This is a genomic window from Streptomyces cucumeris (genome assembly GCF_024295805.1).
Taxonomy (GTDB): domain Bacteria; phylum Actinomycetota; class Actinomycetes; order Streptomycetales; family Streptomycetaceae; genus Streptomyces; species Streptomyces cucumeris.
Window position 1 is genome coordinate 15,471 of record NZ_JANCLX010000054.1, and the last position, 25,528, is coordinate 40,998.

A 25,528-nucleotide genomic window follows, 5' to 3' on the forward strand; every position below is an offset into this window, starting at 1 on the left:
GGGTGCTCAGCCGGTGGACCATGAGGGCCAGAGTGCGTCGGGATCTTGCGCGCTCGCTCAGCGACCCACAGTGCCGCCGAAGGGCCGGGCCCACGTGGCAGTCGGCCCGGCCCCGCGGCTGGCGTACCCCAGCCGCGACTCGTACATCACGTGATCGAGTGCGTACATGAACAGTACGCCCCCGCCATTCGTCGCCTTCTCAGAGGGCAACCGTGCGGCGCGAGGCGAGTGGAGGCCACTTTGTGCAGCTCAGTGCCGGTGCTCCCACGACCATCTCGTGTAACACATAGGGTGCCACTGCCGCTCGGTGTGGTCCGGCCACGGCCTCTCAGGTCAGATGTCCTCTTCGGGGCCGACATGACGAAGGACCGTCTCGTGCTCCCCTGAGGCGACGAGCCCGTCGATGACCTTGGCCATCGACAGCACACCTGGGTCGCGCACGATGAGGCCGTCCCAGCACCACCAGTAATCGCCTTCCGGGTCACCCGCCTGCCGCCGGCGGTCCATGATGCGGTGCACCTCGTCGAGCGTGAATATGGTTCCGGACCAGCGCTCGCCATCGTCGCGGATGACCCACATGTCCACGTTGCAGACTTCGGCCAGGTCCTCTCCTGCTCCTGGTACGAAGCAGATCTCGTACCCATCGCGTCTGACCCGATAGAAGGGACCGTCCCACATGCTCGCCCACTCCGTAACGTTCGGTCCTGCCGCGCCTGCATCAGCAGAGATAGCCGACCAGTAGACCATGTTCTGCTTGAAGGTGGCGATAGCCGTTGGCGATGCGAAGGCCATGCTGCGGAGCCGTGTATGTCAGGTCGCTATCCACGCTGAAGCCTCAGCTGGTGGCCAGAGTGCGGTCCAGAAGAGGGAGCAGACGATCCCAGTGGTGCTTCAGCCCGGAGGTGTTGAAAGCGTCGGTGTCGGCCATGGTGAAGCCGTGGATGGTGCCGGGGTAGATCTCGGAGGTGTAGGTGACACCGGCGGCATCCAGGGCCCGGTTGAGCTCGCCCAGCGCCTCAGGTGTCATGTCGCCTTCGGCGTGGCCGAGGTGGACCTGGGCGGTGAGCTTGGAGAAGAGGTCGGGCCCATCGGCGCCCACGGGGCCGTGGAATGCGGCGACTGCGGCCACTTGGCCCGGGTGCGCCGCGGCGGTGCGCATCGCCAGGAGGCCACCGATGCAGTAGCCGGTCACGGCGACCGGACCGGCGTCGACCTCGGGCTGGGTGGTGAGGAACCTGAGGTAGGCGTCGGCGTCGCTCAGGACACGTTCGGTGGTGTGCGCCTCGATCAAAGGCATCAGCTGGGCGAAGACCGCGGGCCGGGCCTCTTCTCCGATGTGCTCGGGAAGCTCGATCACCGGTGCGGGGCCGTGCCGGTAGAAGAGATTGGGGACGAGCACGTAGTACCCGTGCCCGGCCAGTTCGTGGGCCAACTCTCGCAGTACGGGCCGGATGCCGAAGCCGTCCGCGTACATCAGCACCCCTGGGTGCCGCTCACCGTGGTCGGGGAAGGCGGCGAACGCGTCGGCCTGTCCGTCCGCGGTGGGAATCTGCAACGTCTTGATGGGCATGAGTTCTCCTGTCGTGTTGATGTGCCGAACCTGGGATCGACACGACAGGGGGAGCTCGCGCGGCGGCGCCAGGTCCTCGCTTGAACAGCGGGCCTGCACCGGCGGTTACGGCGCTCAGGAGAGCACCGGGTCACCAATCCGTGTGTGGCGCGAGGCCGTCCCGGTAGTCATGGTTGCGCAGCGTAGTCCACCGGACCAAGTCAACGCCAGCACACAGGTCCACAGTGCGATGAGCAGAAGTCGGCATCAGCAGATCACGGATTGAGGGAGGCCGACTCGCCGGTTCCTACAGGGCTTATCCGGCCTTGGGTGCCGTCTGCGGCGGGCGGGGTGTTGGTGGTGACGATGGTCTTGCCTGCAGTGTCATAGACGGTGACGTTGCGCAGGAAGGCCTTGGGGTGCTTGTCGTCGGTGGGTGTGGGGTTGGTGGTGCGGGTCTGGGCGTACCAGGCGCCCCAGCCGGGGTTGCCGGCGAGTGTGATCACGGTGGCGTGGGTGGTGCCGCTGAGTGTGCGGATCTGGGCGTGGTCGGGTACGCCGTTGCCGATGTAGCCGCCGGAGAGCCATGCGCGGTGGTCGTTGGAGTCCAGGCCTGCCAGGTTCGCGCCGGGCTTGGCGCCGGCCAGGGTCTGGCACCAGGGCGTGGTCTCGGAGGAACGCTGCAGGTACTGCTTGCCGTTCTGGGTGAGCCACATCTTCACCCCCGGCGCCACGGTGATCTTCTCACCCGGCGCCACCACCCGTGCCGTGTTCGGGGGAGCGCTTGCCGCCGGTGAGACCACGGACGACGTGGAGCCGCCTACGGTGGCGAGGTACGACAGGGGGGCGAGGAGGAGGGCGCAGCCGGCCGTGATGCCCGCAATGCGGCGGCGGGCCCGGCGCTTGCGTGTTGCGTGCAGGATGTCGTCCATCCGGATGGGGGCGGCGGGGATGGAGTCGGCCAGGTCGTCCAGGGCCCGGTACAGCTCTTCGGCCTCGTTGCGAGAGGTCATCGCGTCTCTCCGGTGAGGATGGGGGCATAGGTGGCCAGGGCGGGATGGGTACGCAGGGCAGCCAGCGCACGACGGGTGTGCACCTTGACCGTGTTCGGGGAGCAGCCGAGGATCTCGGCGGTCTGCTGTTCGCTCATGTCGTCCCAGTAGCGCAGAATCACCGCCGCGCGTTGTCTCGAGGACAGGGAATTCAGGGCCTGTGCCAGGGCGATCCGGTGCTCGACGGTCTCGGCATGCCCGGAGTCCGGGCGCTCTGGAACCAGCGAGGTCAGGAACTGGACCACCCGTCTCTTGCGCAGACGGCTTCGATAGTTGTTGATCAGAGCGCGGCGCACGTAGAGGTCTACTTCCCCGTCGGGAATCCGTCGCCAGTGGTCGCACACCTTGATCAAGGTGACCTGCACCAGGTCCTCCGCCTCATGGAAGTCACCGGTGAGCATGAAGGCGATGCGCAGCAGCCGACCCCAGCGAGCGCCGGCGAAATCGGCAAAGTCGGCATCATCACTCTCGTGCTTCACGTGGTCCTCACATCGGGGCGAGCAAGAAAGAAGAAGGGCTGTGGTGGGTGGGGCCGTGTCGGCCCCACCCACCAGAGGTCAGGACGCAGGAGTAACAGGTTCGCTGATCACCTTGCGGTCCGATACATCCTGGGCGCCGTCTGCGGCGAGCGGAGTGTCGGTGGAGACGATGGTCTTTCCTGCAGTGTCATAGACGGTGACGTTGCGCAGGAAGGCCTTGGGGTGCTTGTTGTCGGCGGGTGCAGGGCTGGTGGTGCGGGCTTGCGCGTACCAGGCGCCCCAGCCGGGGTTGCCGGCCAGTGTGACCACGGTGGCGTGGGTGGTGCCGCTGAGTGTGCGGATCTGGGCGTGGTCGGGTACGCCGTTGCCGATGTAGCCGCCGGAGAGCCATCCGCGGTGGTCGTTGGAGTCCAGGCCCGCGAGGTTCGCGCCGGGCTTGGCGCCGGCCAGGGTCTGGCACCAGGGCGTGGTCTCGAAGGAATGCTGCAGGCACTGCTTGCCGTTCTGGGTGAGCCACATCTTCACCCCCGGCGCCACGGTGATCTTCTCACCCGGCGCTACCACCTTGACCGAGCCCTTGTTCATTGAGCTCGCTCCGGCCTTGACCGCATCCGTCGCGGTGGAGGCGGAAGACGTCAGCGCAAAGGCTGCCGTCGGCACACCACCCATCACGGTGACCGCGCAAGCGGCAACGAGGTACTTCTTCATCCGGGTCATGGATGAACACTCCTTGCTAACGAGATCCGATCGAAGGGAGCGGCGCCTCTCCACCCCCTACAACGCCGTCCGCGCCCTCCTCGGGTGACACCCGCCCCAAACTTCTTCCAGCGGGCTCCTCCCGCAGGTCACGGACTCGCACACCACCCCATGAGCCGAGGGCCGAGCCCAAGCACGTCCACCTTTGGGAACGTCTTCTCGGCCGGGCCCGCCAAGCCGACGACTCGGCTCGCCCAGCGCGCCGGGCTTGGAAACATTCGGCTTCGCCCGGCCACGCGACGGGACCCCGATGGAGACCTTCATGTCCCGCCCCGCTCTCTCCAGCCGCTCCGCCGCGCCGGGGGCGCGGGTCGGACCAGTGCCTGACAGGGGCTGAGCCCCTCGGCGTCGTACGCCGTCAGAGGGGCGTCAAGACTGCGGGATGGTGCGCCAGGAACGCGCCAAGGAGATGCGCGGATGCGCGATCCCACCCGGAAGCTGGGCTTCCGGCGTATGGAGGTGCGATCACTATGCCGACGGTCTCCCAGGGAGAAAGCCCGGCCGACGCCGTCACCGGGCCCGGCGAGGAGCCCCCTGATACTGCCGCGGATCCCGGCGGTCGGCACAAGCTCACCGCGACACAGGGCCTGGCGGCGCTCTCGCTGGACGCGATGGCGTCCGTCGCGTACGGGCCGGAGGCGATCGTTCTGGTCCTGGCAGCCGCGGGCGCGCACGGCCTCGGCTTCACCTTGCCCGTCACCCTCGCGATCGCCGGGCTGCTGGCCGTGCTCGTCGCTTCGTACCGGCAGGTGATCGCGGCCTTCCCGAACGGCGGCGGTGCGTACGGAGTGGCCAGGGTGCATCTGGGCAGGAGGGCCTCGCTTGTCGCCGCGGCCTCCCTGATCCTGGACTACGTCCTCAACGTGGCCGTGTCGGTGACCGCCGGGGTCGCGGCCCTCACTTCGGCTTTCCCGGCGCTGTACGACGAGCGGGTGTGGATCTGTCTGGCCGTGCTGGCCCTGGTCACAGGGGTCAATCTGCGTGGCGTCGTGGAGTCCGCGCGAGCCTTCATCGTCCCTACGGCGATCTTCGTGGGCAGCCTCTTCGCCATCATCGCCATCGGGCTGTTCCGTTCCGAGCCGGTCAGCACCGCCACCGCCGACGGACACGCTTCCGCCCTCAGCCACGGCGCGACCACGGTCGGCGCGCTGCTCCTGCTGAAAGCCTTCGCCTCCGGGTGCTCGGCGCTGACCGGCGTCGAGGCCATCGCCAACGCCGTACCGTCGTTCCGGGCCCCGGCCGCCCGGCGTGCGCAACGCACCGAGGTGGCCCTCGGCACGCTGCTCGGTGCCATGCTCATCGGTCTGTCGGTGCTGATCGGACGCTTCCACCTCCAGCCCGTCGAGGGCGTCACCGTCCTCGCGCAGCTCGCGGACGCCTCCCTTGGCCACAACTGGGTCTTCTACGTTGTCCAGTTCGCCACCATGGTGCTGCTCGCGCTGGCGGCAAACACTTCCTTCGGTGGCCTGCCCGTGCTCATGGGTCTGCTCGCCCGGGACAACCACGTGCCCCACGTTTTCGGTCTCAAGGCCGACTGCCAGGTCCACCGCCACGGTGTGCTCGCACTCGCCGGTGCCTCGGCCGCCCTTCTGGTCGTCTCCGGCGGGGACACCAACACCCTCGTACCGCTGTTCGCCATCGGCGTCTTCGTCGGGTTCACCCTCTGCCAGACCGGTATGGTCCGGCACTGGCGTCGGCAACGGACGCCCGGCTGGCAGGGGAAGGCCGCGCTCAACGGATTCGGCGCGCTGCTCACCGGTGTTGCCGCGGTCGTGGTGACCGCCACCAAGTTCACCGAGGGCGCCTGGCTCATCGTGCTTGCCCTGCCGCTGCTCGTCCTCGCCTTCGAGCGCGTGAACCGGGCGTACGAGCGGATCGGTTACGCCCTGGGCCTCGGCCGCATCCCCGACGCCCCGCACCGGGACCGTTCCCTGGTCGTCGTCCCCGTCTCCGGACTGTCACGGCTGACCCGTGAGGCACTGGGAGCCGCCGCATCCCTGGGCGACGAGGTGTTGGCCGTGACGGTCGTCCACTCCGACCCGGAGGACGGGCGGGCCGCCGAGTCGCTGCGCCGGGACTGGGAACTCTGGAACCCCGGCACCGACCTCATCGACCTTCCTTCCACCACCCGCGCCCTGGGGCGCCCGATCGGCGCGTATGTCACGGAGTTGACCGCCCGGTATCCCGGCACCCGCATCACCGTCCTCATTCCCGAAGCCGAGCCCGCCCACCTCTGGCAGCGGCTGCTGCAGAACCAGCGTGGTGCCGTGGTCGCGCACGCACTGCGCCGCGACACCGACGCCGTGATCTGCCGGCTGCGGTTCAGGCTCCCCACGACCTGAGACCATGCCGCCCCCGGGTAGGCGGGTCGGGGCTGGGTGCACGCGGGGAGAGGCACTTGCCGTCGAGGGCGAGGGTGTGGCGCTCCGGTGCGGTCACCGCGGCACATTGTTGGCAAGCATTGCCGGAGCGGGGTGCGCGAGGCCTGCAAGCAGCGGAACACCGTCGAGCGGCGCATCAACAAGCTCGCGGACTGGCCACTCGATATGACAAAACCGCCACCATCTACCTGGCCGGACTCCACCTCGCCGCCATCTTCATCTGGTCAGCGAGGTGAACCGAAGGAAAGCCCTACGACCGCGTCGCTCGCCGACACTCGTCCCCGGAGGAGCCGCCGCGTGTGATCGGCGCGCTACGGTCGTACGGATCGACCTCGGTGCTGGTCTCGTCCGCATGGCGGTCAGTGCCGAAGGGCGGGGTGAAGTAGCCCGTGGGGGCGCCGCAGCCGCCGTTGGTCATGTCGTACTTGTACGAGACGATCGAGAAGGTGCCCGGCTCGGTGATCACCTTGTCAGGGTTGTCCCAGTTCAGGATCAGCTCGCGCCGGACGATGGTGCGCACGATCTCGTCGTCGCCGGCCGCGTCCGCGCGGGTGACCGGGTAGACGAAGGTGACGTCGGCGGTCACCTGGAGCGCGCCGCGCTTGCCCTCACGGTAGGTGAGTCGGCCCCGGGTCTTCACGATGTCGCCGACCAGATGGGTGCGGGAGGGCCGGAAGCGGCTGAAGAGGAGGAGGGGGTCGTTCTCCTCGCTCGGGGTTCGGAAAGCGGTTTTCAGGAGCTGCTGGACGTCCTTCTGATGCGGGTTGATCAGCGCAATCGCCTTCTCGGGGCGCTCGCCCCGCAGCACCCCGCGGTCCAGGCTGGACGTGACGAGGAAGTCCCGGCTGCGGGTGAGGGCCTGCTCGACCTTGGCCGCGCTCATCCAGCCGACCGCCTTGGCCTTCGGCACGGTGATCCCCGCCGCGCCGCTCGCCCACCTCGCAGCCGGCGAACCGCGGAACGGCTCGTCCATGGTGGGGCGTTGGCCGGACTCTGCCGGGGGCGCCTTCGTCGGGCGGGCGGTCTCGGCCGCCAGCGGCGGGGAGTCAGGGTCGTCACCGGCGAACAGGTCCACCGTCCACCCGGGCGCGAGCGCCACCACCAGCAGCGCCAGCGAGGCCAGCAGTCCCACCACGTACCAGCCCGTACGCCGCTTGGGCCGCGCGGGCGTGTAGCTGCGCCAGCCGTCCGGCTCGCGGCTGGGCTCCGCACGCAACCGCTTTGCCACTTCGCGAGCCCGCGCCGACGGCTCCTTGGGCGAGTCGGTGGCACCCGCCACCGACTCGCGCAGAAACCGCTCCCACTCCTCGTCGGACCTGGACGAGCCGTTCGGCTCCGTATCCGCACTCATCCCCAACCCCCTGGCCATCAGCCAACCGCAGCCCACTCCCCAGGGGCGCGTCCGAATAATGACACAGCCCGCCGACAGCGAGGTCAGCTGGGCGGATGGCTTCGGGCTTCCCGCAACGAGGGGGGCCGCAGCAAGAAACCCGTTGGCGAGCCACGGCGACCGTTGCTAATCTCCCGGAGGCCGTGCGAGAGAACGAGGAGGTGGTACCCGTGAACGCAGTATCGACATGGGTGCTCCCCTCCGGGGTCACGGTCGGGCGATAGGTCGTCCGGGAGCGCCGTTCACGCGCACTCCCGAAAGGCACGACCATGCACTTCACTTCTGAACAACGCCTCGACGACGGTGTCCTGGAACGCGAATTCACCCTCGGTGGGATCCCCGGCATCCTGTGGACGCCCGTATCCGCGTCCTCGTCCGTACCGGCGCCGCTGATCCTGCTCGGCCACCCTCCGCTCGGACTGCGCGGGATGTACCCGCGGCTGGCCGGGCGGGCTCGGCAGGCCGCGGCGGATGGCTTCGCTGCGGCCACCATCGAGCTCCCCGGGAGCGGTGACCGGCCCCGTTGGGCCGCCGTCGAGCAGGCCCGTGCCGATCTGCGCCGGGCCATGGAGGCCGGCGAGCCGGTGAGTGACGAGATCGTCGATGCCCTCGTCCTCCCGCTCGTCGACAAGTCGGTCCCGGAATGGCAGGGCGCCCTGGACGCCCTCCTGTCGCTGCCGGAGATCGGCGGCCCGGTCGGCTACTCGGGGGGACTGATGTCCATCGGCATCCGGCTCGCGGTGGTCGAGCCGCGCATCTCGGCCGCCGTTCTGTTCGCCGGCAGTCTCGTGCCCGCCGCCATGTTCGACGAGGCCCGCCGGGTCACTATTCCGCTGCACGTACTGCTGCAGTGGGACGACGAAGGGAACGACCGGCAGGCGGCCCTGGACCTGTTCGACGCCTTCCGCTCCAAGGAGAAGACGCTGCACGCCAACATGGGCGGGCACCGCGGCGTCCCGCAGTTCGCGGGGGACGCCGCGGCCCATTTCTTCGCCCGGCATCTGCGCTAGCCGCGGGCCGGCACCGCCCTGTCAGCAGGGCATGGCTATGCCGACCGGGCCCCTGAGTGCAGGGGTGGGCTCCTCCTGGCGGGAGGAGCCCACTTCGGGAGAACTATGAGGTGCTATTCCGTGCGCAGGCCCTCCGGGCGCATCATCCGCAGCAGCGGCGGCAGACTGAGCAGTGTGACCACGCCGACCACGGCCGCGCCCACGCCGGTCATGGTCAGGACGCTCGCCCAGTCCATAGCCACCGGGGTACGGGTCATCTTCAGCAGCACCGAGCCGAGGGTGATGCCCACCGTTGTGGCCAGTACGAGGCCGAGTCCGACCGGGAGGGCCGTTTGCCACAGCACCGACAGGCTCAGCGTGCGGCGCCGAGTGCCGAAGGCGACCAGCGCGGAGAGCAGCTTCTTGCGTTCGCGCAACTGCTCAAGCTGGGAGACCAGAAGACTGGCGCCGATCAGTGCCAGCACGAAGAAGGAGCCGACGAACAGGCCGGTGCGGATGGAGGTGTACTTGGCGTTCTCCTGGGTCGCCGACCAGCCGTAGGTGCTTGCCAGCGGGTCGATCCGGGCGACGGTGTTGCGTATGTACTCCCGTGAGTCCGGCACCGACGGGTCCAGACGCAGGTAGGCCCCGTCCGTGAACAACGTGGGTGCGGCCTTGGCGGGCAGGGCGGCGGGGGTGACCAGCAGACTGTTGGCGTCCTCCAGTGAGTCCTTGCGCGCGTCCACCACCCGCACGTTCGGCGGAACGGTCCAGGGTGCCTCGAGGCCGCGTTCGGAGGCGTCGCCGTATGACGGGCCGATGTAGAGCTGTCGACCGGGCTTCATCAGGGCGATTTCGTCGGCGTTGCTGGGGGTGGCGTAATGGCTTCTCGTTCGCGTGACGAACACGTCGCCGTCCTTGCAGGAGGGAAGCGTGGCGAGTTCGCGCAGGGCGGCGCAGCTACCCACGGTCAGGCCGTTGCTGTTCTCCGGGTCGCGACGCGTGTCCCCGTACTCCTGGGTGGCCAGGGCCACTGCGGCCCGTACTCCCTTGGTGTCGGTGAAATCGCGTTCGACGGCGGACAGCGACCTCCGGTCGCTGAAGTCGACCTGCATCTGGACCCGGTCGGGGTCCTTGCCGGTGGACTTGGTGTACTGGCTCTGCGTTCCTGTGAACAGCATCTGCAGCGCGATGGCACCGGCCACCGCGACGGCGATGCCGTTGACCATGCGTGCGGCGGTTCCGCTGCTCAGCTGCAGCCGTCGTATCGCGAGCTGCCAGGACAGCGTGCCCTTGCCGAGGCGGACGACGACCGCCTCCACGACCCAGGGGAGCAGCGCGGTGATGCCGATCAGCAGCAGCAGTACGCCGCCGATGACGAGGTACTGGTTGAAGTCGCCGTTCTTGCGGCCCTTGCCGATCAACGGGTAGAGCATCGCGAGGCCGGCCAGTGGCGGTATCAGCCGCCACCACAGTCGGCGGCGGCGCTGCTTGGCCGCGCGTACGACACCAAGCGGTTCTACCACCACGCCGCGCATCGCGAGCAGTGTGACGAGTACGGCGGCGACCGGGACCGTCACCGCGACCAGCGCGGCGAGCGCGGGGGAGGGGTCGAGGTAGCTGGGCCAGACGCTCACGCCCAGCAACTCGCCGGAACCCAGTGTCTGACGGCCGAGAAGGAAGAAGCCGGTGCCGATGACCAGGCCGAGCAGGGCTCCGGCGAGTGCTTCGCCCGCGGCGAGTCGCCGGGTCATGTGGCTGTCCGAGCCGACCAGGCGTAGCGCGGCCAGCCGGCGGTCGCGGCGCTCGCCGCCGAAGCGGACGGCGGCGGCGATGAACACGGCGACGGGTGTCAGTAGCACCACGAACACGACCAGGACCATGAGCAGCAGCACCGGGTCGGTCTTCTCGGGCTTCTCGTCCGGCTTGCCGTACTCGGTCAGCCGCTTCACCGGGGAGAAGTCCGTGAGTTTCAGCCCCGAGGCGCCCGCGTAGTAGGCCAGTTCGTGGGAGCCGATGAGGCCGCTCTCGCCGATCGTGCCGGTGATCTTGTAGGGCAGCCGTTCCCGCAGCAGCTTGGCGCCGTCCGAGGCGAGCAGGTCCTTGAGTGCGGGTGAGACGACCATCTCGCCCTTGCCGGGGAAACTGTCGACCCCTGGGGGCAATGGTGCTTTCTTGCCCTCGGGCTCGAGGAGTCGACCGCGGATGTCGTCGTCGAGCCAGGTGGTGTCGGTGGCGGCGATCAGGAAGGTGTCGTCCGCCTTCGGCGGGGTCTTTTCGGAGTAGGTGTTGTCGTAGCGGGCGTTCTCCACCTCGGTGCGGGCGGCGAATACGTTGGGCAGGGCCGTGCACAGCAGGAGCAATGCCACGCCGATGCCGACGCCGACGGCGGTGAGTGTCATCCGGACCCAGCCCTCGCGCCCGCCGGTGACGGCGAAGCGGGCGCCCATGGCCAGGTCTCTGGCCCACTGACGGGGACTCATACGGTGCGCTCCATGTCGTGGGACTTGCCGTCGCGGACGACGACCTCGCGGTCGGCGTAGGCGGCCACGTGTGTTTCGTGGGTGACGAGGACGACGGCGGCGTTGGTCGCACGGGCCGCTTCGGTCAGCAGTGCCATCACGCGTTCGCCGTTGGAGGAGTCGAGCGCGCCGGTGGGTTCGTCGGCGAACAGCAGGCGCGGCCCGGTGACCAGCGCGCGGGACACGGCGACGCGCTGGCCCTGGCCGCCGGAGACCTCGCCGGGACGCTTGGCCTTGAGGTCGTCGACCTCCAGGCGTTCCATCCAGCCGAGCGCGGTCCGCAGGGCATCCTTGCGGGAAGAGCCGTTCAGCCGCAACGGGAGGGCGACGTTCTCCACACAGGTCAGTTCCGGTACCAGCTGACCGAACTGGAACACGAACCCGAACTCGGAGCGGCGCAGCGCGCTGCGCTGGGCATCGTTCATCTTCGTCAGTTCACGTCCGTTGTAGGTGATCGACCCGGAGTCGGGCGGCACGATCCCTGCGAGGCAGTGCAGCAGCGTGGACTTGCCGGACCCGGAGGGGCCCATGATGGCGACGACCTCGCCTGAGTATATGGAGAACTCGGCGCCGTCCAGCGCGCTGGTGGGGCCGTAGGCCTTGCGCAGGTCGTGCGCGGTGAGCAGGGAATCGGGGGGCGAAGTCGTCATAGGGGTCACAGCCTCACGGAGTCTTTCGGGTCGGGCGGCGGTCAGCTCCAGCCGGCGCAGGTCGTCTTCCGGGTGGAACAGGGCGTGGTCGCAGATCGCTGGTCGGGCCAGGTCGTCCTTGCGTTTGCGGTCGGTGAGGATCCGCATGCTGCGCGGATGCTCGGACCGCTGGGTGTCGCGGATTACGGGGGCGTAGCCCAGGGTGAGCAGGGCGAGGACGACCTTGGCGTAGACGGCACTATACATGTCAGGTATACATGCCGTGTATACGTGCTGTGTATACACTGAAAGTGCAGGTCATGGGCTGCTGCACGACAGGGCAGGCGGGAAGGCCGATGGTCACGGTTCACGACAGGAGCCTCGGACGAACTACGGAGGCTCAGTGCGCTGGTGAAACTGCGCCCAGCCGTCCCGGCGTTGGAGGGAAGCTCGAGTCAGGTCTCGGCCAGAGCATCTACCTCGTGCGTTCATGCGTGGACTGCGTGGCGGCACTGCCGCTGTCGGCCCGCTGGTGAAGCCGTTCATCACGTGGCGATGGGGCGTGGCGCGCATCTGCTGCGCGCGTTCCGCCGCGAACCGGTGTTGAGGATGACGGCCGGGAGGTCAGCCGCCGCGGTCACGAACTCATCCGCGTACACGTTCAGCGGCCGGTGCCAGCAGTGCGCGTACCCGTGCCCCGGCACATGCCGGGGCACGGATCGCACGCCCTGTCAGTGCAGCGGCGGCGGGCCGTCCTGGGCCTTTGTTCCCCACGCGGACGGCTCGGTGCCGACGGTGAAGGAGAGCGACCGCATGTCCCGCAGGTCATCTGTCGTCAGATAGGTGCGGCCGTAGAGGGAGCCGTCCACGCGGGCCGATTGGATGTAGCGATGGTCGGCCGTGGTGCCGGGTGCCGTCACCGTGAGGGAGCCACGCGGGTAGTAGCGACGGTCGAGGGTGAGGTCGACGCGGTCGAAGACGGGGGTGGACAGGCCCCAGGTGGGATAGCCGGGTTGCACCGGGAAGATGCCGATGGAGGACAGCACCATCCAGGAGGACATGGTGCCGAGGTCGTCGTTGCCGGTCATACCGGTCGGGGTGTCCGTGAAGAGAGTCAGTGCGGCGTGGACGACGTCGGTCGTCTTCCACGGCTGGCCGGTCGACAGATAGGTGTACGGGGCGATGAGGTCGGGCTCGTTCTGCGGGTTGTACTTGTCCGCGTTGTAGTAGTCGTACGGCCCGTTCACCCATACCTCACGAGCGGTCTTCGCAGGATCCTTCACGAGCTGGTCGTAGGCGAAGAACGAGTCCAGCCGGTCGTTCGCCGGCTGTTTGCCCCCGATGAGGCCGATCACACCCGGGATGTCCTGCGGCACGAGCCACTGGTACTGCCAGGCCGTGCCCTCGTGGAATCCCTCGCTCTTGGCGGGGTCGCTGGAACCGGTGAAGGCGCCTGAGGCGTCGCGGGGGCGGAAGAACCGGGTCGAGCTGTCGAAGATCCTCCGGTAGTTCTGGGCCCGCGCGGCGTAACGCTCCGCGTCGGCACGGTGCCCGAGGTCGCGGGCCATCGCCGCGAGCGTCGCGTCCGACAGGGCGTACTCGAGCGTCGCGGACGCGCCGTGGCCGTAGTCCGAATCACCGGGCTTGGGATGCGGGCGGGGCTTGTGGTGCGGGACGAAGCCGCCCGCGATGTAGTCCTTGTTGGCCTCACGGCCCGTGGCCGGTGAGCCGATGGGCGGGACCCCGTCGGCATTCTTCTTCAGGGCGCTATAGGTCTGCTCCTCGTACCCCTTGAGCAAACCCTGCTGGTAGGCATGGGTGAGGAACGGGGTGACCGGGTCGCCGGTCATGATGTTCGTCTCGACCGGTCCGTAGCCCCACTTGGGCAGCCAGCCGCTTTCCTCATCGATCTTGATGACGGATATCGCCATGTCCCGGGCCTCGCGCGGCGCGAGCAGCGAGAGGAGCTGGTTCTGGCTGCGGTAGGTGTCCCACAGCGACCAGTTCTGGTAGTACCCATAGCTCTTCGCGCGGTGGATTCTCCCGTCCCAGCCCATGTACCGGCTGTCGGTGTCGCTGCCGATGTTGGGCGCCAGGAACGACCGGTACAGCGATGAGTAGAACGTGCGGCGGAGGGCGTCGCTGCCGCCCCGCACCCGCACGGCGCCGAGCCGGCTCTCCCACGCCATCTGTGCGGAACGGCGGACCTGCTCGAAGGGGCGGCCGCCCTCGGAGCGGAGGTTCCCCTTCGCGCCACGGGCGTCGACGTAGGAAAGAGCCGTCGTCGCCTCCACGGTACGGTCCTTGGTCGTGTCGAAGCGGACGTAAGCGCCGCCCCGCCCCGTCTTCGACCCATCGGTGACCGTGGAGCCGTCCCAGGTGCCGTACGTGGAGAACGGCCGGTCGAAGCGTGTGATCGTGTAGACGGTGTACGGCTGGGTGTCCTGGCAGAAGCCTCTGCCGGTGATGGCGGTACGAACGGTCCGGTCGTCGAGGACCTCGGCCGTGCTGGAGACCGTCTTGTGCAGCGACTGGCCGGCGTTGAGCAGGACGTTGGCCTTGTCGGTGGCGGGGAAGGTGTAGCGCTGCACACCGGTGCGCGAGGTCGCGGTCAGTTCGGCATCGATGCCGTTCTTGAGCCCGACCTTGTAGTAGCCGGGGCTCGCCTTTTCGGTGTCATGGCTGAACTCGGCCTCGTACTTGGTGTAATCGGTCTCGACGACCTCGCCGACGGTGGGCAGGACGGGCAGATCACCTCCCAGGCGGCAGCCGACGCCCGAGAGGTGGACGAGAGAGAAGCCCCGGATGTGGGTGTCGGAGTAGTCGTAGCCGGTGTCGTGTCCAGTGTCCGGAGAGAGCTGCACCATTCCGAAGGGCGCGGTCGCGCCGGGGAAGGTATTGCCTTCATTCTCGGTTCCGATGAACGGGTTGACGAGATCGGTGAGTTGCTCACGCTGTGTTCCTGCCGCCTGGGCCGTGGGGGCGAAAAGGGCCGCTCCGAGGAGTGCGACCACTGCGGCCACCGTGCCCGCGTCGCGAAGACGCTGAAACCGTCCCATGGATACCGTCCCTTTGCGGATCTAGACAACGTTGTCATCCGATGGGCGCTCATTTTTGGTGCTGGGCGGGAGACCGTCAAGGGATCGCGCAGGACGAGGAGTTGGCGCCTGGGGGCGGCACCGGGGAGGTGACTGGGTGGCTGGGTCCGGTAAGGAAATTGATTCACCTCACCAGGGGGCAGACGCGAGACTCACCTCATGACGACCGCAGACTTCACCGTGCGTCCGGCCCGACCCGGCGATGCCCGGATCCTGGCCGAAATGCGCTGGACCTTCAAGCAAGAGGACGATGAAGAGCGGCCGCCGGCACCGGCCCGGCCTCTGGATGAGGCCGAGCACTGGATCCGCGACCGCCTCAGCGATGGCCAATGGCTGGCATGGGTCGCGGAGACCGGAGGTGAAATCTGCGGCCACGTCTTCCTCTGTCCGGTCGAGAGGATGCCGGATCCGTACGGCGACAACACCCCGGTCGGCTACGTCACGAACTTCTACGTCATGCCGTCGCGACGCAACAAGGGGGCAGGCTCGGCGCTCCTTGAGGCGCTGAGACAGCACTCATACAGCGTCGGCTTCGACACTCTGATCGTCTGGCCGTCAGAGCGCAGCAGCCCCCTCTGGCAACGGTCCGGATTCCAGCCCTCGGAAGAACTGTTGGAGCTGCCGCTCGACACCTGATTGTCTCGTGTGCGAGGTCAGGCGGGCTCGCCGCAGCACCACCGGAGCCGTCTCGGACCCCCGGCGGTCGTTGTCTGACTGGTGCACCGCGGCGTGTTCGCGCTGACATAGGCAATGGAGCGGCTGCTCAGGCGCTGCCGGAACGCCCGCAAGGAGGACAGGCTCGGTGGCGGTGCGTCTCGGACGTTGCGGAGACGGGGAGGGGTGTCTGCTTCGGCGGGTCCGGCAGGGGAGGGGTGTGGTTGGGTGTCAGGCATCCTTCGCTGCAGGTGAGGTGGGCCCGGACTGACTCCGGCGAGGCGTGCCGGAGCGGGGCGGGTGGAGGCTTTGGTGTCGCGGGGCAAGAGCCGCTGCGATCTGAGCCCGGTCAGCCTCGTCGAGGGCCCAGTCCGCGAAGCCCTGCCGACGCTCTCAGTAGTCGAGGCGACCGACGGGAATGCTCTAGTTGTATTGCCCACCAACGTTGTTGACGGGTCAGCCCGGGACCCGCGGCCGTATTGGTGAAGATGGATGCGCTGGAATAGCGGCTGACCGCGACGGAGGGCGGCCAGGTCGGCTCGCGCAAGAGGCCTCTGGGGCCTTCAGGTGAGCGGTCGGCTCAACCATCCGACTTTCCGCGGGCTGTCCACGCGCTCGCATCCCGGCCGTAGCGGGTGAGGAAGCGCGCGAACTGCAAGCGGTCCGCACTGTCCCAGTGTGCAGTGATCTCCTCGAAGACGCGACGCTGCTCAGTGGCGTAGGCCCTGCGCGCCGACTCCCCCGCGTCGGTGAGCTCAAGCAGGCTGCTGCGCCCGTCCTGCTGAGAGGCGACGCGGCGAAGCAGGCCCTCGGCTCTGCACGCGGCGACGGCGCGGCTGGCGACCGGCTGAGCGACGCCCATCTCCTCGGCAACGCCCCCCACCGTGATCCGGCCTGCCGCGTCGCCGACCACGTTCAGGACGATGTTGCGGGTCAGGTCTCCACGTCCGGAGCCCACGCGCCTGCGCAGCCGGGACAGCGCCGGCCCCACGTCATCGAGGAGCGCGTCGTCGGCGGCGGGCACAGGCTGTCCTTGACTGGTCACACCCATAATCTACGACACGTCAGATCGACATGCGTAACGTATGTATATTACTTAAGGTATTGATTGTTGGGTTGGTCCACCGAAGCGAGGCACGATCATGAGCACTACCGCCATCACCGGCGCACAGGTCTTCGACGGGGAGAAGCCACTCGGCATCACCACCGTCGTGTTCGAAGGAAGCCGGATTGTCCAGGTCGGCGGCGACGCCCCAGCCGGGGCCCAAACCGTCGACGGAACCGGAGCGACGCTGCTGCCGGGCCTGATCGACGCACATGTCCACACCGACCGCGCCTCTCTCGCACTGGCCCTAAAGTTCGGTGTCACCACTGAGCTGGAGATGCAGGGGGCGAACACCCGCGACAGGCGCGCACCGATCAGCGAGGACGACTCGGTGGCCGATGTGCGCTCGTCCGGCTTTGCGCTGACCCCGCCTGGCGGGCACCCGAGCGAGCTGTTCCCTGAGGACTTCCACCCGGGCAAGGCCGGTGGCCCGGGCGGAGGGCACCGGGGCGAGCCGCCCTACCACCCCGACGCCACTAGCCCCGAGGCAGCGGCGGCCTCGGTTCCGCAGCTGATCGCGCACGGCTCCGACTACATCAAGTTCATGATTGACGACGGCAGTGTCGAGGGGCACCCGGGCCTGCCCATGCTCGACCTGGCCACCCTGAACGCCGGGGTGGCCGCGGCCAAGAAGCACGGCGCGCTGACCGTCGCCCACACGCTGACCATCGACGCCACCCGCATGGCCATCGAGGCCGGGATCGACGGCCTGGTGCACCTGTTCGTCGAACCGGCCACCGACGACATCATCACGATGATCAAGGACTCCGGAGCGTTCGTCGTGCCCTGCACCGTGCTGAACGCCTCCATGATGGGCATCACCGGCGACCAGCTGGCCGACGACCCGCGCGTGGCCTCACGTCTGGACACCGATTGGGACGTCACCTTGCGCTCCTGCTTCGGCTACTACCCCCAGGGCAAGCTCCAGGACGTCCTGGACAGCGTCAAGGCCCTCGCCGACGCCGGAGTCGACCTGCTGGTGGGCACCGATGTCTCCCAGCCCATGCCGTTCCTCGGCGGTCTCGCCCACGGCGCCAGCGTCCACCAGGAACTCCAGCACCTCGTGGCAGCCGGCCTGACCCCTGCGGCGGCGCTGCGCGCGGCCACCGCCACGACCGCGCGCCGTTTCCACCTCTCCGACCGCGGCCGGATCGCCGAGGGCCTGCGCGCCGATCTGCTGCTGGTCGACGGCGATCCCACCACCACGATCATCGACACCCTCAACACCCGCGCGGTATGGCGCCGCGGCACCCGCCTGGCGTCCTGAACTCCGTCAGATCCAGGGCCGGGCCTCAATGGGCCCGGCCCTGTCCGTTGTCCTGCACCTTCCTTCACGCAGCGAGGTGACTGCGCCATGCCCGCACACCGCATCGATGTCCACGCCCACTACTTCGGCGGCGCCGTCGCCGGCCCGGCCGGGAAGCAGCCCGCGCCCGGCGGGAGAGCGCCGTGGAGTGCCGAGGCCACGCTGGAGGCCATGGAGCGCACCGGCACCGCCGTCCAGATCTCGTCGGTCCCCTTCACCCCTCAATCACAAGGCGGCAGCGAGGCCAAGGGCCTGGCCCGCCGCATCAACGAGGACCTGGCCACTGTGATCGGCCGGCATCCCGACCGGTTCGGTGGGCTGGCCTGTCTACCGGGCGACGACCCGACGCCATCCTCGATGAACTCACGTACGCGCTGGACGTCCTGCACCTCGACGGGGTCGCCCTGACCTCCAACGTCGCAGGCCGTTACCTCGGCAACCCCTGGTGGCAGCCCCTCGTGGCCGAACTGGACCGCCGTGCCATCCCGGTCCTGCTCCACCCGACCAACTGCCCTCACGCCACCGAACTTGCGCTGGGCCGCTACCCATCGGTGATCGAGTACCCCTTCGACACCGCCCGCACCATCACCGACGCCCTGTTCGCCGGAGTCTTCCACCGCCACCCCGACCTGACCTTGATCCTGCCCCACCTGGGCGGCCCGCTACCCGCTCTGGCCTGGCGCATCGCCGAATGCACCACCATGCCCGGCCCCCACGACCCCGCCACCGTCACCCCCCGAGCACGTCACCGATGTCCTGGCCGCCCTCTACTGCGACACAGCCATGGGCGGCAGCCCTCACGCGCTCCTTCCTGCCCTTCCGGTCACCAGCACCGACCACCTCCTGGTCGGCACCGACGCCGGCGCCGCCCCAGCCGCCACAATCGACCGGGCCATCTCCGCCCTGACCACGACCCTGTACGCCGTCGAACATGCCAACGCCCTTCGCGTCTTCCCCCGCCTTGCTGCCCGCTGACAGCAACCTGGCTCGACGCACCACAACGACGGAGGAGCTCGTCCCCCACCCCAACGCCCGACTCACCGTCCACGGCAGACGCCTGCTGATCGAGCGGGTCCGATCCGGCCCCCCCGTTGCGCACGTGGCCGACGAAATGGGCATCTCCCGCGCCACGGCCTACAAGTGGGTGCGCCGCTGGCGCACCGAGGGCGACACCGGCCTGTTCGACCGCCCGAGTCGGCCCCGGACAACCCCGCATCGCACTGCCCCAGACGTCGAGGAACAGGTTTGCACGCTGCGGCGGGAACGAAAGCTCGGTCCCGCGCGGATCGGCCCGATCCTGGGCATGCCCGCCTCCACCGTCCACCGGGTGCTTACCCGCCACGGGCTGAACCGGCTGAGCTGGATGGACCGGCCCACCGGCCAAGTCATCCGGCGCTACGAACGCGCACGCCCCGGCGAGCTGATCCACGTCGACATCAAGAAGCTCGGCAACACTCCCGACGGCGGCGGGCACCGCATCATGCCCCGCCAGCAAGCCGGCCCCAACAGACAGGCCACGACCACCGCACGCAAGGGCGGCAGCCCCGTCATCGGCTACAGCTTCATCCACACCGCCATCGACGACCACTCCCGACTCGCCTGCAGCGAAGTCCTGACCAACGAGCGCAAGGAGACCGCCGCCACATTCTGGCAGCGGGCGAACGCCTTCTTCACCAAGCACGGCATCACCGTCGAGCGCGTCCTGACCGACAACGGATCCTGCTACCGGTCCAAGCTATTCAGTCAGACCTTGGCCGCCGACGGCATCATCCACAAACGCACCCGCCCATACCGCCCACAGACAAACGGCAAGGTCGAGCGCCTAAACCGCACGCTCCTCGAGGAATGGGCCTACGTGCGTCCGTACGCCAGTAGCGCCGAACGCACTGCGGCCCTCGCGGACTTCCTCCACACCTACAACCATCACCGCTGCCACACCGCGCTCAACGGACACCCGCCCATCAGCCGCATCAACAACGCTGCGGGTCAATACATCTAGTACGGGCCACCGCGGAAGAGCATGGTGCCGTGGTGGCGCGGGCGGTCGCCACGTTCGTGGGCTGCGTCGGAACGGTCAGCGGGGGACGAGAGCCGGGCAAGGGACCGGAGGGTTGCCAGGCCGGCCAGCACCTCGTCACGACGCTGAGAGGACTTCATCCAGGCCGGCAGCCGGGCGAACATCGCCATCGTCGGGGAGGCGCGACGCTCGCGTAGCCGGGCGTCCACGTAGGCGGCGAGGGCGTCGACGTGTTCTTCGCCGTAGGCCCACAGGATCCGTCCCGCGCAGCGGGTCTGAAGCCAGAGCGGCCGCCGGAAGAAGGGGTCCTCGGTGCCGCCGGGCTTCGCGCCGACCAAGCCGGCGCCCCGCTCCTCGGCCTTCCAGTCGGCGACCGTGCCGCAGCCGCCGCAGGCGAGGCGGCGGGGCTGGAAGAGCAGGGCGCTGAAGTACTTGGGCGCCGCGATACCGGGCCGAGGCACGACGAGCGCGCGGCCACCGCACTTCGGGCAGACCACGAGCACCCGGTCGGTGAACCGGACGAGCCATTCGCCGTGGTCGCGGTGGCGGGGCGGGGTGGGGTGCGCGGGCTCGGAGCTCATGATGGCACCCTGCCAGGTCCGACCCGCCGCGTCAGCTGCTGCCGGTGCATCGGAGTTGTTTGGCACTGGGCGCGGAGCAGGGCCAGCGAGTACACCTGGTGAGGGACATCGAGGTGGGTGGTCGGTTCGGCCGGGATCGGAACGTCTGGTTTCGGGACGAACACGCGGGATGAAAGGTCGTGTTGGCGTTCGCTGCCGAGCGTGACGGTGAACCGGTGCCTCGGTCTGACCTCATCGGAGCTGATACGGGGTCGGCCTATGCCCGGAAGGAACCGGTTGAGAAGGCGATCACGATCGGTATCCCGCACCCGGTGCGAAGGGGTGTGGTAGCCGAAGGCGGTCGGGCCGACCCCGTAGCTTCATACTCCTGCACATGGTCTGTTATTGCAACCGATGTGCAATAATAGTCTGTGCCGCCTCGCGGCCGAGTCAGTCCCCGGTGATCAGACCCGGCAGCGCTTCCAGAACTTCCGGCAGTGCACCAGCCGGGACGCCGCCGCCCTGTGCCGTTTCACTGGTGCCGCCGCCGCGGCCGCCGAGGAGACGGCGGACGAGGTCGGCGGCGGAGAGTCCGGTGTCACGGGCGGCGGGGGTGACGGTGAGGACGAGCGAGCCCTTGCCCTCGTGGGCCGCGCCGACGGCCACGACGCCGGGACGCCCGGCGGGCAGACGGTCACGGACGGCCAGCGCGAGAGCGCGTGCGTCATCCGAGGCACCCTCGACGGTGGTGGTGACGGTCAGGACACCGTGGACATCCCGGGCGGCGGTGGCCAGTTCGGCGGCGCGGGCGAGGGTGGCCCGGCGGCGCAGTTCCGCGTTCTGGCGGTCGGCGATGCGCAGCCGTTCCAGCAGGGCGGCGATGCGGTCGGGCAGTTCGGCGCGGGGGGCCTGGAGCTGTTCGGCGATGCGGGTGACGAGGTCGCGTTCGCGGGCCAGGTAGCCGAAGCCCTCGGCCCCCACGGACGCCTCCAGCCGGCGCATCCCGGCGCCGACAGAGGACTCTCCGGTCAGGGCGATGACGCCGATCTGGGCGGCGTGTTCCACATGGGTGCCGCCGCAGAGTTCGCGGGACCAGGGCCCGCCGATCTCCACCACGCGCACCCGCTCGCCGTAGGTCTCGCCGAAGAGCGCGAGGGCGCCGAGTTCCCTGGCCTCGGCGAGCGGCATCCACCGGACGCCGACAGGGAGGTCCTGGCGCAGGGCGCGGGCGGCCGCCTCCTCGATCTCGCTGCGCGCGGTCTCGGACAGCGCACCGCGCCAGGGGAAGTCCAGGCGCAGATAGCCGGGGCGGTTGTAGGAGCCGGACTGGAGGGCGCCCTGGCCGAGGATCTGGCGCAGGGCGGCGTGCAGCACATGGGTGCCGGAGTGGGCCTGGCGGGCGCCGAGCCGCCACTCGGGGTCGACGGCGGCCAGCACCGTACCGCCGGGCGTCAACTCGCCCGCTATGATGCGCACCTGATGGGTCACCAGGCCGGGGAGGGGCCGCTGGACGTCGATGACCTCGGCCTCGCCCGACGCCGCGGTGAGGCGTCCGGCATCACTGTCCTGGCCGCCGGACTCGGCGTAGAAGGGGGTGCGGTCCAGGATCACGGTGACGATCTCGCCCGCCGCGGCGACCGGCAGCGGACCGGCGGGGCCGAGGACGGCCACCACCCGGGAGTCGGTGACCAGGCTGTCCCACGCCCGCCAGTCGGTGGGGCCGTGGGCTGCGAGCACCTCGCGGAAGGCACTGGTGTCCAGGGTGCCACCGGACTTGCGGGCCCGTGCGTCGGCACGCGCCCGCTCCCGCTGTTCGCGCATGAGCGCGGCGAAACCGTCCCGGTCCACCTCCACGCCCTGCTCGGCTGCCATCTCCAGGGTGAGGTCGATGGGGAAGCCGTAGGTGTCGTGCAGCAGGAACGCCCGGTCACCGGCGAGGGCCCGCCCGCCCTCTGCCTTGACCTCGGCGATGGCGGTGTCCAGCACGGTCGTGCCCTGCCGGAGAGTGGCGCGGAAGGCGTCCTCCTCCGCGTACGCCTGCTGGGCGATGCGGTCGAAGCCGTCGGCGACCTCCTGGTAGCCGGGCGCCATGGTGTCCCGGGCGACGGGGAGCAGCTCGGGCAGTGCCGGGTCCTGGTACCCCAGGAGGCGCATGGCCCGCACCGATCGGCGCAGGATGCGGCGGAGGACGTAGCCGCGGCCCTCGTTCCCGGGGACGGTGCCGTCGGCGAGCAGCATCAGGGCGGTGCGGACGTGGTCGGCGACCACGCGCAGCCGGATGTCGGCCTGGGGGTCGGCGCCGTAGCGGAGGGCGGCCAGCGCGGCGGCGCGGTCGAGGACCGGGCGGACCTCGTCGGTCTCGTAGAGGTTGTCGGCGCCCTGGAGGAGGGTCGCCATGCGTTCCAGGCCCATACCGGTGTCGATGTTGCGGCGGGGCAGCTCGCCCACGATCGGGTAGCCCGACTTCCCCGGACCCTCGCCGCGCTCATGGCTCATGAAGACCAGGTTCCCGAACTCCATGTAGCGGTCCTCGTCGACCGCCGGGCCCCCGGCGCGGCCGAACGCCTCTCCCCGGTCGTAGTACAGCTCCGAACAGGGGCCGCACGGGCCGGGGACCCCCATGGACCAGAAGTTGTCCTCGTCGCCACGCCGGACGATCCGGTCCCGCGGCAGCTCCGCGGTGCGCAGCCAGATCTCCGCGCTCTCGTCGTCGGTGTGGTGGACGGTGACCCAGATGCGCTCCGGATCCAGACCGAAACCACCCTCGGCCACCGGGGCGGTGGACAACTCCCAGGCGTAGCCGATGGCTTCTTCCTTGAAGTAGTCGCCGAAGGAGAAGTTGCCGTTCATCTGGAAGAAGGAGCCGTGCCGGGTGGTCCGGCCGACCTCCTCGATGTCCAGTGTCCGCACACACTTCTGCACGCTGGTGGCGCGTGGCCACGGAGGGGTGTCCTCACCGGTCAGATACGGCTTGAAGGGCACCATCCCGGCGTTGACGAACAGCAGTGTCGGATCCGGGGTGGGCAGTGGCGCGCTGGGTACCACCGTGTGCTCGCGCTCGGCGAAGTAGTCGAGGAAACGGCGACGGATCTCGGCGGTACGCAACAGGTGCTCCGGAAACGGTCAGAGGGGGAGTGGGGCGGGATGGCGCGGGCCCAGGAACGCGGCGGCGCCCCGGCCTTCGGGTGCCGGGTGGGTGATCTGGCGCCAGCCGAGACGCCGGTAGAAGCGCATGGTGCCCACCGCGCGTACGGAGGTCAGCAGCCAGGACCGGCCGTCGGCCACCGGGGTGGTGATCTCGTGGAGCAGGGCTCGGCCCAGTCCGAGGCCGCGGGCCTGGGTGTGCACGGCGAGCTCGTCGACCTCCTGGCCGCCGCAGAGCAGGTCACGGGTGCGGTCAGGGCCGAGTGCGGCGGCGATCTGCGGATAGCAGCGACCGGTGGGGAAGGGGGTGGGCGTGGTCCAGGCGGTGGCGAAGCCCACGACCGTCCTGCCCTCCCGGGCCAGGGTGGCGAGAAAACCGGGACGGGCCGTGTCCTCGGCGAGCCGGTCCAGGTACGCGGTGGCCATCGTCTCGTTCTCCCGCCAGGGCGGAGCGCCGAACGCGGACGCGTAGACGGAGCGTATGCCGTCCAGGTGCGGTCCCAGCCGTTCGCGGGGGACCAGTGCGACGCGAACGGTGGGCGGGGTGTGGAGGGTCGTCACACCGCTCCCGCCGCCACGGGATGCCGGGGCCTGGCGACCGGGTGGAGGGTGGCGGACTCCAGGGGTGCCGAGGGGTCGATGGACACGTCGAGCGGTGCGGGTTCGGCGCCTGCCCGGACCAGCAGGTCTCCGACGGCGGCGATCATCGCGCCGTTGTCGGTGCACAGTTTCAGCGGGGGCACCCGCAGGGTGATCCCGGCGGCGGCGCAGCGCTCCTCGGCCAGTGTCCGCACCCGGGAGTTGGCGGCCACCCCACCGACCACGACGAGGGTGCCGACGTCGTGTGCGGTGCAGGCGGCGACGGCCTTGCGGGTGAGGACGTCGGCGACGGCTTCCTGGAGGGCGGCGGCGCCGTCGGCCACCGGCAGGGTGGTGCCGCGGTGGCGCTCGGCCCAGCGGGCGGCGGCGGTCTTGAGGCCGGAGAAGGAGAAGGCGTAGGGGTCGTCGCGCGGTCCGGTCAGCGGGCGCGGGAAGGTCACGGCGTGGGGATCGCCCTGGCGGGCGGTGCGGTCGATGGCCGGGCCGCCGGGGTAGGGCAGTCCGAACACCCGGGCCACTTTGTCGAAGCACTCCCCGGCCGAGTCGTCGAGGGTGTCGCCGAGGTGGACGATGGGGTCCCGGACCAGGTCCCGGACGAGGAGCAGTGAGGTGTGGCCGCCGGAGACGATGAGGACCACGCAGGGGTCGGGCAGCGGTCCGTGTTCGAGGGTGTCGGCGGCGACGTGTCCGGCCAGGTGGTGCACTCCGTACAGGGGTACGTCCAGGGCGTACGCCAGGCCCTTGGCCCCGGTGAGTCCGACCTGGAGGGCGCCGGACAGGCCCGGTCCGGTGGTCACCGCGACGGCGCCGATGTCGGACAGGGCCAGCCCGGCCTCGTCGAGTGCGGCGCGGACCACTGGGGTGAACGCGTGCACATGGGCGCGGGCGGCGATCTCGGGCACCACACCGCCGAAGCGGGCGTGCTCGTCCATGCTGGAGGCGACCGCGTGCCCCAGCAGACGGCCGTCGCGGACCAGTCCGGCGCCGGTCTCGTCGCATGACGACTCGATCCCCAGCACTAACAGCGGGGAGGCGCTCATCCCGCCACCTCTCTTATTGCACATCAATTGCAATTGCAGAATACTGGCAGAAGGGCCGTCCGTGCCACCGGACCGAGGGTCCCCCGCCCCACCCGGAGAGGGCGGGGCGAGGGAGCGCCGCCGCGGGGCCGGCTAGCGCGTGTCTCTTTGATGGGTTGGTGAGTTGATCGGATGTGCCTGTCCGATTAGTGATCACCGATGCGATGTGGGACCGGATCGAGCCGCTGATGCCGGCGGATCCGGTCCGCGGGCGGCGA

21 protein-coding genes and 2 pseudogenes are annotated in these 25,528 nt (G+C 69.4%); 9 read left to right on the forward strand and 14 right to left on the reverse strand.

What is annotated here, in order from left to right:
* Positions 1-333: 333 nt before the first annotated feature.
* The 5 genes from NMK44_RS39935 to NMK44_RS39955 form a co-directional block, all read right to left on the reverse strand.
* A complete protein-coding gene (locus tag NMK44_RS39935; RefSeq protein WP_308358796.1) occupies positions 334-792 on the reverse strand; it encodes a hypothetical protein in 459 nt (152 codons plus the stop codon).
* 43 nt (positions 793-835) lie between these two features.
* Complete coding sequence (locus NMK44_RS39940; RefSeq protein ID WP_254752762.1) at positions 836-1,570, reverse strand: dienelactone hydrolase family protein; 735 nt, start codon at positions 1,568-1,570, stop codon at positions 836-838.
* Positions 1,571-1,824: 254 nt separating this feature from the next.
* Complete coding sequence (locus NMK44_RS39945; RefSeq protein WP_254752802.1) at positions 1,825-2,562, reverse strand: hypothetical protein; 738 nt, start codon at positions 2,560-2,562, stop codon at positions 1,825-1,827.
* A complete protein-coding gene (locus NMK44_RS39950) occupies positions 2,559-3,080 on the reverse strand; it encodes a SigE family RNA polymerase sigma factor (protein ID WP_254752764.1) in 522 nt (173 codons plus the stop codon). Before NMK44_RS39950 ends, NMK44_RS39945 begins: the two co-directional genes overlap by 4 nt.
* 78 nt (positions 3,081-3,158) lie before the next feature.
* Positions 3,159-3,797: a hypothetical protein gene (locus NMK44_RS39955; protein ID WP_254752766.1), complete on the reverse strand. Its 639-nt coding sequence runs from the start codon at positions 3,795-3,797 to the stop codon at positions 3,159-3,161.
* 509 nt (positions 3,798-4,306) lie between these two features.
* On the opposite strand from NMK44_RS39955, the gene NMK44_RS39960 reads away from it, so the two are divergent.
* Together NMK44_RS39960 and NMK44_RS39965 are read left to right on the forward strand one after the other, a co-directional pair.
* Positions 4,307-6,178: an APC family permease gene (locus NMK44_RS39960; RefSeq protein ID WP_254752768.1), complete on the forward strand. Its 1,872-nt coding sequence runs from the start codon at positions 4,307-4,309 to the stop codon at positions 6,176-6,178.
* 147 nt (positions 6,179-6,325) lie between these two features.
* Positions 6,326-6,453: pseudogene (locus tag NMK44_RS39965) on the forward strand (IS5/IS1182 family transposase); the annotation flags it as partial.
* 14 nt (positions 6,454-6,467) lie between these two features.
* Here the strand turns inward: NMK44_RS39965 and NMK44_RS39970 are convergent.
* Entirely contained in the window at positions 6,468-7,568 is a 1,101-nt protein-coding gene (locus NMK44_RS39970) for a hypothetical protein (RefSeq protein ID WP_254752770.1), read from the reverse strand.
* Between the two features lie 308 nt (positions 7,569-7,876).
* Between NMK44_RS39970 and NMK44_RS39975 the strand changes: the two genes are divergently transcribed.
* Positions 7,877-8,617: a dienelactone hydrolase family protein gene (locus NMK44_RS39975; RefSeq protein ID WP_254752772.1), complete on the forward strand. Its 741-nt coding sequence runs from the start codon at positions 7,877-7,879 to the stop codon at positions 8,615-8,617.
* 113 nt (positions 8,618-8,730) lie between these two features.
* Here NMK44_RS39975 and NMK44_RS39980 read toward each other — a convergent pair whose 3' ends face one another.
* The 3 genes from NMK44_RS39980 to NMK44_RS39990 form a co-directional block, all read right to left on the reverse strand.
* Positions 8,731-11,079: an ABC transporter permease gene (locus NMK44_RS39980; protein WP_254752774.1), complete on the reverse strand. Its 2,349-nt coding sequence runs from the start codon at positions 11,077-11,079 to the stop codon at positions 8,731-8,733.
* On the reverse strand, positions 11,076-11,768 hold the full coding sequence (locus NMK44_RS39985) for an ABC transporter ATP-binding protein (RefSeq protein ID WP_254752796.1): 693 nt from the start codon (positions 11,766-11,768) through the stop codon (positions 11,076-11,078). The genes NMK44_RS39980 and NMK44_RS39985 overlap by 4 nt, the downstream gene beginning before the upstream one ends.
* 710 nt (positions 11,769-12,478) lie before the next feature.
* Positions 12,479-14,806 (reverse strand): GH92 family glycosyl hydrolase, encoded by a 2,328-nt coding sequence (locus NMK44_RS39990; protein WP_254752776.1) that lies wholly within the window; start codon positions 14,804-14,806, stop codon positions 12,479-12,481.
* A 198-nt stretch (positions 14,807-15,004) separates the two neighbouring features.
* Between NMK44_RS39990 and NMK44_RS39995 the strand changes: the two genes are divergently transcribed.
* On the forward strand, positions 15,005-15,481 hold the full coding sequence (locus NMK44_RS39995) for a GNAT family N-acetyltransferase (RefSeq protein ID WP_254752778.1): 477 nt from the start codon (positions 15,005-15,007) through the stop codon (positions 15,479-15,481).
* A 598-nt stretch (positions 15,482-16,079) separates the two neighbouring features.
* Here NMK44_RS39995 and NMK44_RS40000 read toward each other — a convergent pair.
* Complete coding sequence (locus NMK44_RS40000; RefSeq protein WP_254752780.1) at positions 16,080-16,550, reverse strand: MarR family winged helix-turn-helix transcriptional regulator; 471 nt, start codon at positions 16,548-16,550, stop codon at positions 16,080-16,082.
* Positions 16,551-16,641: 91 nt separating this feature from the next.
* On the opposite strand from NMK44_RS40000, the gene NMK44_RS40005 reads away from it, so the two are divergent.
* The 5 genes and pseudogenes from NMK44_RS40005 to NMK44_RS40020 all read left to right on the forward strand — a co-directional run bounded on the left by NMK44_RS40005 (position 16,642) and on the right by NMK44_RS40020 (position 19,909).
* Positions 16,642-17,871 (forward strand): amidohydrolase family protein, encoded by a 1,230-nt coding sequence (locus NMK44_RS40005; protein WP_254752782.1) that lies wholly within the window; start codon positions 16,642-16,644, stop codon positions 17,869-17,871.
* An 87-nt stretch (positions 17,872-17,958) separates the two neighbouring features.
* Positions 17,959-18,318 (forward strand): amidohydrolase family protein, encoded by a 360-nt coding sequence (locus NMK44_RS40010; RefSeq protein ID WP_254752784.1) that lies wholly within the window; start codon positions 17,959-17,961, stop codon positions 18,316-18,318.
* Positions 18,261-18,557: pseudogene (locus NMK44_RS42840) on the forward strand (amidohydrolase family protein); the annotation flags it as partial. The gene NMK44_RS40010 and the pseudogene NMK44_RS42840, both read left to right, overlap by 58 nt.
* Positions 18,558-18,693: 136 nt before the next feature.
* Complete coding sequence (locus NMK44_RS40015) at positions 18,694-18,885, forward strand: hypothetical protein (RefSeq protein WP_254752804.1); 192 nt, start codon at positions 18,694-18,696, stop codon at positions 18,883-18,885.
* A gap of 7 nt (positions 18,886-18,892) precedes the next feature.
* On the forward strand, positions 18,893-19,909 hold the full coding sequence (locus NMK44_RS40020) for an IS481 family transposase (protein WP_254752798.1): 1,017 nt from the start codon (positions 18,893-18,895) through the stop codon (positions 19,907-19,909).
* Here NMK44_RS40020 and NMK44_RS40025 read toward each other — a convergent pair.
* From NMK44_RS40025 to tsaD, 4 genes are all read right to left on the reverse strand, one after another.
* The gene (locus NMK44_RS40025) at positions 19,906-20,508 is read right to left on the reverse strand and encodes an FmdB family zinc ribbon protein (RefSeq protein ID WP_254752786.1); all 603 of its coding nucleotides are present in this window, start codon (positions 20,506-20,508) and stop codon (positions 19,906-19,908) included. The genes NMK44_RS40020 and NMK44_RS40025 overlap by 4 nt on opposite strands.
* Positions 20,509-20,937: 429 nt before the next feature.
* Positions 20,938-23,592 carry an alanine--tRNA ligase gene (gene alaS / locus NMK44_RS40030; RefSeq protein WP_254752788.1) on the reverse strand — a complete coding sequence of 885 codons (2,655 nt, stop codon included), beginning with the start codon at positions 23,590-23,592 and terminating at the stop codon, positions 20,938-20,940.
* An 18-nt stretch (positions 23,593-23,610) separates the two neighbouring features.
* Positions 23,611-24,192, reverse strand: coding sequence for a GNAT family N-acetyltransferase (locus NMK44_RS40035; protein ID WP_308358798.1), 582 nt, complete (start codon positions 24,190-24,192; stop codon positions 23,611-23,613).
* The gene (gene tsaD, locus NMK44_RS40040; protein WP_254752790.1) at positions 24,189-25,271 is read right to left on the reverse strand and encodes a tRNA (adenosine(37)-N6)-threonylcarbamoyltransferase complex transferase subunit TsaD; all 1,083 of its coding nucleotides are present in this window, start codon (positions 25,269-25,271) and stop codon (positions 24,189-24,191) included. Before tsaD ends, NMK44_RS40035 begins: the two co-directional genes overlap by 4 nt.
* Positions 25,272-25,528 lie beyond the last annotated feature (257 nt).

Bases quoted from the DNA above. Each gene is read 5' to 3' on its own strand.
- NMK44_RS39935 (WP_308358796.1), bottom strand. From the start codon at position 792: ATGGCCTTCGCATCGCCAACGGCTATCGCCACCTTCAAGCAGAACATG.
- NMK44_RS39940 (WP_254752762.1), bottom strand. From the start codon at position 1,570: ATGCCCATCAAGACGTTGCAGATTCCCACCGCGGACGGACAGGCCGAC.
- NMK44_RS39945 (WP_254752802.1), bottom strand. From the start codon at position 2,562: ATGACCTCTCGCAACGAGGCCGAAGAGCTGTACCGGGCCCTGGACGAC.
- NMK44_RS39955 (WP_254752766.1), bottom strand. From the start codon at position 3,797: ATGACCCGGATGAAGAAGTACCTCGTTGCCGCTTGCGCGGTCACCGTG.
- NMK44_RS39960 (WP_254752768.1), top strand. From the start codon at position 4,307: ATGCCGACGGTCTCCCAGGGAGAAAGCCCGGCCGACGCCGTCACCGGG.
- NMK44_RS39970 (WP_254752770.1), bottom strand. From the start codon at position 7,568: ATGAGTGCGGATACGGAGCCGAACGGCTCGTCCAGGTCCGACGAGGAG.
- NMK44_RS39975 (WP_254752772.1), top strand. From the start codon at position 7,877: ATGCACTTCACTTCTGAACAACGCCTCGACGACGGTGTCCTGGAACGC.
- NMK44_RS39980 (WP_254752774.1), bottom strand. From the start codon at position 11,079: ATGAGTCCCCGTCAGTGGGCCAGAGACCTGGCCATGGGCGCCCGCTTC.
- NMK44_RS39985 (WP_254752796.1), bottom strand. From the start codon at position 11,768: ATGACGACTTCGCCCCCCGATTCCCTGCTCACCGCGCACGACCTGCGC.
- NMK44_RS39990 (WP_254752776.1), bottom strand. From the start codon at position 14,806: ATGGGACGGTTTCAGCGTCTTCGCGACGCGGGCACGGTGGCCGCAGTG.
- NMK44_RS39995 (WP_254752778.1), top strand. From the start codon at position 15,005: ATGACGACCGCAGACTTCACCGTGCGTCCGGCCCGACCCGGCGATGCC.
- NMK44_RS40000 (WP_254752780.1), bottom strand. From the start codon at position 16,550: ATGGGTGTGACCAGTCAAGGACAGCCTGTGCCCGCCGCCGACGACGCG.
- NMK44_RS40005 (WP_254752782.1), top strand. From the start codon at position 16,642: ATGAGCACTACCGCCATCACCGGCGCACAGGTCTTCGACGGGGAGAAG.
- NMK44_RS40010 (WP_254752784.1), top strand. From the start codon at position 17,959: ATGCCCGCACACCGCATCGATGTCCACGCCCACTACTTCGGCGGCGCC.
- NMK44_RS40015 (WP_254752804.1), top strand. From the start codon at position 18,694: ATGGGCGGCAGCCCTCACGCGCTCCTTCCTGCCCTTCCGGTCACCAGC.
- NMK44_RS40025 (WP_254752786.1), bottom strand. From the start codon at position 20,508: ATGAGCTCCGAGCCCGCGCACCCCACCCCGCCCCGCCACCGCGACCAC.
- tsaD (WP_254752790.1), bottom strand. From the start codon at position 25,271: ATGAGCGCCTCCCCGCTGTTAGTGCTGGGGATCGAGTCGTCATGCGAC.